The following is a 5,360-nucleotide window of genomic DNA, read 5'->3' as shown; positions in this document are numbered from 1 at the left end:
AATGCTTAGGGCTAATCAAGATTAATCAATGAGCGTTACTTTCGTAACAATAATCGGCGTGATCGGGACATCACTCATACGTCCCTTAGTGTGGGTAGGTTGGGTTGCCATATCTTGAATGGTACTGAATCCTTCAATAACCTCACCGAAAACAGCATACCCGTCTTGCCTTGTACTTGCATTGAGAAAATCATTATCGACAAGATTAATAAAAAATTGTCGGGTGGCTGAATCAGGATTAGTCGTTCGTGCCATTGCTACGGTTGCAGTATTATTTGCTAAACCGTTTCTCGCTTCGTTTTTGATGGGAGGGTAGCTCTCTTTGGGTACCATTTTTTCATCAAAACCACCACCTTGAACCATAAAGCCAGGAATGACTCGATGAAAAAGAGTACCAGTATAGCTACCATCTTTTACATATTTAAGGAAGTTAGCTGTTGTGAGTGGCGCTTGTTCCTGATTAAGCTCGATAACAAACTCACCTGATGAGGTTTCAAACTTCACTTTTGGCCCCGCCCAGAGATTGGTACTCATGACAGTCAAAATGAACAGTAGCCATTGCTTAGCCATGGAAACGTTCCTTCATATAATTTTTAAGCTCGTCATCATTTGCCATTTCTTTGAGAACCAAGTTAATGACATCGTTAAGTACTTTTTCTATATCTTGATTTGACGCGCTCAACGCAGCACTACGTTTAGCGGTGCCAGTATAACTTTTTATTAGCTTACCTTTTGGCGTTTCAGCTGTTACCTCAAGGGTTACTTTAGCATCCATTTCATTGGAGGTAATCGAGTGAACAACGTTAACGAGGAGCTCTTGAACCTCTAGAGTTAGGGTATTTTCACTGTTGACGGTTAAGCGAAAGCCTTGTGATGAAAACTGTTCTGATAACGCATTTTCAAGTGCAATACGCACATTTTGTTTAGGATGAATCGGTTCGATATTATTGCGTCCACTATCGACGAGAGCAACGTATTGTGCCGAACGGATGTCTTTACTTACTAAAGTAAACGCAGCGTTATCGACCACGGCACTATTGCTTAGCGTCGGTTTAGGTATGAAGTTAATTTGTTCTTGCTGTGGTGCTGCACATGCGTTGAGTAGCATCATGGTTGCGACGATAACCAGTTTTTTCATGGTCAATTCCTTTCGTTAAGTCAATCGGTTTAATAGCGTCAGTCTTATTGCTTAATAGCCTGTAAGATAACAAATTTTGCATTACTAGCGACAGTTTTTACTTGGCTTTTACCAAATAGTCGTTTGAGTTTTATATCGTAGCCGAGATGACGATTGCCAATCACTAATAACTTTCCTTCTTGGTTAAGAACTCGTTTGGCATCACAGAACATTTGCCAAGCAATATGATCGGTAATCGCTTGTTGCTGATGAAATGGAGGATTACAGATGATCAATTGAGTCGAATTATCCGCAAAACCATCTAAGCAATTATTGACTAAACATTCGAATTGTCGACCGGGTGCTAGGTTGTTGAGTAAGTTTAGCCTTGTAGACTCTACAGCCATGAAACTTTCATCGACACAGGTTAGTTGTACTTGTGGGTTTAGCTGTCCGAGTTTTACCGATAACACACCATTGCCGCATCCTAAATCAATGGCCGTTAGAAGAGTGTCATCACTCGGTAAATAATTGAGAAAAAAACGAGCACCTTGATCGAGCTTCTCTCCTGAGTAGACATTGGGTAAATTCGTGAGTTCAATTGGATGGTTCTCCACTTTCCAACAAGTGGTTGTCGAGGTGGGGAGGGCATGCTTGCTGTTAGCATAACTAAATATAAGGCGATGTTTTTTCCACGCTAAGGACGTTTTTGTTTGCCCTAAATATTGACTAAAAAGCTGTAGAGTTGAAGTATGAATCTCTTTGGCTTTATTAACAGCAATCACAGGACAATCACTCGATAGTGACTGTCTCAACTGGGTTAATTGCCAGACAAGGTGGCGGTTATTACGCGGTACTTGTATTAGCACTAAGTCAATATCAGAGGGGAGACTTCCCATTGTGTTGGTTAATGTGATTGAAGGGCATTGATTCGCCATTAAGTTTTGTTTGATCGCCTGATGAGCAATAAACGAATCGCTCATTACGGTTACTGTATGCGACTTTGAGAACCAACAGCTGAGCGCTCCAAAATGGTCATTGAGAATCAAAATATGCTGATTCGGAGGGAGCGATAACGACGCCACATGCGTAATTAAATATTCATCTCCTGCATCCCATGCTTGCAGGGTTTCATTACTTCGTTGTGGGAAGCGGTGCAAGGTCAAGGTTTGATCGTATAGCGTCAGCTCTGTTTTCATATTGAGGTTACTAGCATAATTTAATCACCTAACTATTGTCGCAAATGGTTGCAGAACAAGAAACCAAAACCTTTCCCTTATCGTTTTGCGCGAGTAAACTTAACCCTATCGAGTCATGAAACATTGTGTATTAAGGAAACGCCATGCTTCAAGAAGTCATTGAAACGAAATTGCATCATGCATTTCATCCACAATATTTGAAAGTCATTAATGAGAGTTACATGCACAATGTCCCAGCAGGCTCTGAAAGTCATTTTAAAGTGATTGTTGTCAGTTCTGATTTTGATGGATTACGATTGGTTGCTCGTCATCGTCAAGTCAATCAAGTTTTGCTGGACGAATTATCTACTCATATTCACGCATTAGCGATTCATACCTATACCCCACAGGAGTGGCGAGAACAACAAGATGGAGTGCCAGAAAGCCCAATGTGCATGGGAAATAATAACCAATAAATAAAAAGGCAATATGCATGCTTAGTATCCTCGTTAGACATGTGCTACAGAGCGTTTTTTTTTACTAAATGTCTACAATTGCTTGTGATGAGTATCAGGGGAAACAGGTTTATGGTGACGTGAATCGCTGTGGCTATCGGTCATTCGAGTCAATGCTATTATCCATGATTTTGGTCGCGTATTTTTATTGTGCGATACGTCAAATTTATGATTATTAATTAATCCCGATGGTGTGTTTCTTGGTAAATAAAGCGAACGAAGCTGGGATTGGTCATGGCATCAAGTTCCCAAAAGATGTTAAACTACTGCACCTAATAAGTCTCATTATGAAAATGTGATGAGATTTTAAAAAGGATGTTGCGGTTTTGGTGTTAAAACAACCAGAAGCGGACACTGTAATGTCGTGTCTAGAGTACAGTTAACGGTATTTTGGCTTACATCCTAAGCCCATAGTTATCCATTAATGTCTCGAATTTACGCAATGAAAGAATCTTTTTCCCGATAAAAAAGTAGTGCAAGTGCGTATGATTACAATAAAAAAGGGTTTGGACCTTCCTATTGCTGGAACTCCTGCCCAGGTGATTAATGACGGTGTTGCCGTCACAAAAGTCGCCTTGCTTGGCGAAGAGTACGTTGGTATGCGTCCTACGATGCATGTCCGCGTAGGTGATGAAGTAAAGAAAGCTCAAGTTCTTTTCGAAGATAAAAAGAACCCAGGTGTCCTATTTACTTCACCTGTCTGTGGCAAAGTTATTGAAGTTAACCGTGGCGCAAAGCGGGTCCTTCAATCTGTTGTGATTGAAGTGTCTGGCGATGAGCAAATAACGTTCAATAAGTTTGAAGCCAATCAGCTAGCGAGTTTGGACCGTGATGCGGTGAGAGCTCAGTTGGTTGAATCTGGTTTATGGACAGCATTGCGTACTCGTCCGTTTAGCAAGGTTCCCGCTATTGACTCCCATACTAAGGCGATTTTCGTTACTGCGATGGATACTAACCCATTAGCAGCCGATCCTAGTGTGATCATCAATGAGCAATCCGAAGCTTTTATTGCAGGTTTAGATGTGCTTTCTGCTTTGACAGAAGGCAAAGTGTATGTGTGTAAAAAAGGAACGAGTTTACCTCGCTCATCACAAAATAATGTTGAAGAACATGTTTTTGATGGCCCTCATCCTGCCGGTCTTGCTGGTACACATATGCATTTTCTTTACCCGGTTAATGCTGAAAATGTCGCATGGAGCATTAACTATCAAGATGTGATTGCATTCGGTAAGCTGTTTTTGACTGGTGAGCTGTATAATGAACGCATCGTTTCGTTAGCTGGCCCTGTAGTTAATCATCCTCGATTGCTACGCACCGTCATGGGGGCAAGTTTAGATGAGCTGACCAATAACGAATTAATGCCCGGTGAAGTTCGTATCATTTCAGGTTCTGTCTTGTCTGGCGTTCAAGCCTCGGGCCCTCATGCTTATCTGGGACGTTATCATCTTCAAGTCTCGGTCTTACGTGAAGGACGAGAGAAAGAGTTTCTTGGCTGGGCGGCTCCTGGTAAGAATCGTTTTTCGGTTACGCGCTCTTTCCTCGGTCACTTATTCAAAGGACAGTTGTTCAATATGACAACCAGTACCAATGGTAGTGATCGTGCAATGGTACCGATTGGCAACTATGAAAAAATTATGCCGCTAGATATGGAGCCAACGTTGTTACTCCGTGATCTTTGTGCGGGGGATACCGATAACGCTCAACGTTTAGGTGTACTCGAACTGGATGAAGAAGATCTAGCATTATGTACCTTTGTATGTCCTGGCAAATATGAATACGGAGCTATCCTTCGTGAATGCCTCGACAAGATTGAGAAGGAAGGGTAATTTTCATGGGCCTTAAAAAGTTTCTTGAAGACATTGAGCATCATTTTGAACCCGGTGGTAAACATGAGAAGTGGTTTGCTCTATATGAAGCTGCTGCAACACTATTTTATACACCTGGTACAGTAACAAAGAAAAGCTCACACGTACGTGATAGCGTCGACTTAAAACGTATCATGATCATGGTTTGGTTCGCGGTATTTCCTGCGATGTTTTGGGGAATGTACAATGCCGGGGGCCAAGCTATTGCTGCACTGCAACATATGGCTTTATTAGGTCAGATTGATCTAGCTAGCACCGTTGCTGGTAATTGGCATTATTGGCTTACCGAGATGTTAGGCGGCAGCATAACTGGAGCGGGTTGGGGAACGAAGATGCTTTTAGGAGCAACCTATTTCCTTCCAATCTATGCGACAGTTTTTCTCGTCGGTGGTTTCTGGGAAGTGCTCTTCTGTATGGTGCGTAAGCATGAAGTGAACGAAGGCTTCTTTGTTACGTCTATCCTCTTTGCTCTTATCGTGCCCCCCACATTACCATTATGGCAAGCCGCTTTGGGTATCACCTTTGGTGTGGTTGTTGCGAAAGAGGTGTTTGGTGGTACGGGACGTAACTTCCTAAACCCAGCTTTGGCGGGACGTGCATTTTTATTCTTTGCCTATCCAGCTCAAATTTCTGGTGATTTAGTCTGGACTGCAGCAGATGGTTTTTCTGGGGCAACAGCACTTAG

The 5,360-nt window shown here is 42.2% G+C and carries 6 protein-coding genes; 3 read left to right on the top strand and 3 right to left on the bottom strand.

Features of this window, described 5'->3' with window-relative positions:
- Positions 1-21: 21 nt before the first annotated feature.
- Genes B7C60_RS10790 through B7C60_RS10780 form a run of 3 tightly spaced genes read right to left on the bottom strand, consistent with a single transcriptional unit; the run spans position 22 to position 2,316 of the window.
- Positions 22-570: a peptidylprolyl isomerase gene (locus tag B7C60_RS10790; RefSeq protein WP_099611653.1), complete on the bottom strand. Its 549-nt coding sequence runs from the start codon at positions 568-570 to the stop codon at positions 22-24.
- A complete protein-coding gene (locus B7C60_RS10785) occupies positions 563-1,138 on the bottom strand; it encodes a YajG family lipoprotein (protein ID WP_099611652.1) in 576 nt (191 codons plus the stop codon). Before B7C60_RS10785 ends, B7C60_RS10790 begins: the two co-directional genes overlap by 8 nt.
- A gap of 44 nt (positions 1,139-1,182) precedes the next feature.
- Positions 1,183-2,316 (bottom strand): methyltransferase, encoded by a 1,134-nt coding sequence (locus B7C60_RS10780; protein WP_099611651.1) that lies wholly within the window; start codon positions 2,314-2,316, stop codon positions 1,183-1,185.
- Between the two features lie 143 nt (positions 2,317-2,459).
- Between B7C60_RS10780 and bolA the strand changes: the two genes are divergently transcribed.
- The 3 genes from bolA to B7C60_RS18915 all read left to right on the top strand — a co-directional run.
- Positions 2,460-2,771, top strand: a complete 312-nt coding sequence (bolA, locus tag B7C60_RS10775) for a transcriptional regulator BolA (RefSeq protein ID WP_099611650.1) — start codon at positions 2,460-2,462, stop codon at positions 2,769-2,771.
- Positions 2,772-3,295: 524 nt separating this feature from the next.
- A complete protein-coding gene (locus tag B7C60_RS10770) occupies positions 3,296-4,636 on the top strand; it encodes a Na(+)-translocating NADH-quinone reductase subunit A (protein ID WP_099611668.1) in 1,341 nt (446 codons plus the stop codon).
- 5 nt (positions 4,637-4,641) lie between these two features.
- A partial coding sequence (locus B7C60_RS18915; RefSeq protein WP_245869187.1) for an RnfABCDGE type electron transport complex subunit D occupies positions 4,642-5,360 on the top strand: 719 nt, incomplete at its 3' end.

The organism is Vibrio fujianensis, assembly GCF_002749895.1.
In the GTDB taxonomy this organism is placed as follows: domain Bacteria; phylum Pseudomonadota; class Gammaproteobacteria; order Enterobacterales; family Vibrionaceae; genus Vibrio; species Vibrio fujianensis.
The sequence above is the reverse complement of the archived record's forward strand: the minus strand, read 5'-3'. Positions and strand labels throughout refer to the sequence as shown.

Coding starts and splice junctions, on each gene's coding strand:
- B7C60_RS10785 (WP_099611652.1), bottom strand. CDS start 1,138: ATGAAAAAACTGGTTATCGTCGCAACCATGATGCTACTCAACGCATGT.
- bolA (WP_099611650.1), top strand. CDS start 2,460: ATGCTTCAAGAAGTCATTGAAACGAAATTGCATCATGCATTTCATCCA.
- B7C60_RS10790 (WP_099611653.1), bottom strand. CDS start 570: ATGGCTAAGCAATGGCTACTGTTCATTTTGACTGTCATGAGTACCAAT.
- B7C60_RS10770 (WP_099611668.1), top strand. CDS start 3,296: ATGATTACAATAAAAAAGGGTTTGGACCTTCCTATTGCTGGAACTCCT.
- B7C60_RS10780 (WP_099611651.1), bottom strand. CDS start 2,316: ATGAAAACAGAGCTGACGCTATACGATCAAACCTTGACCTTGCACCGC.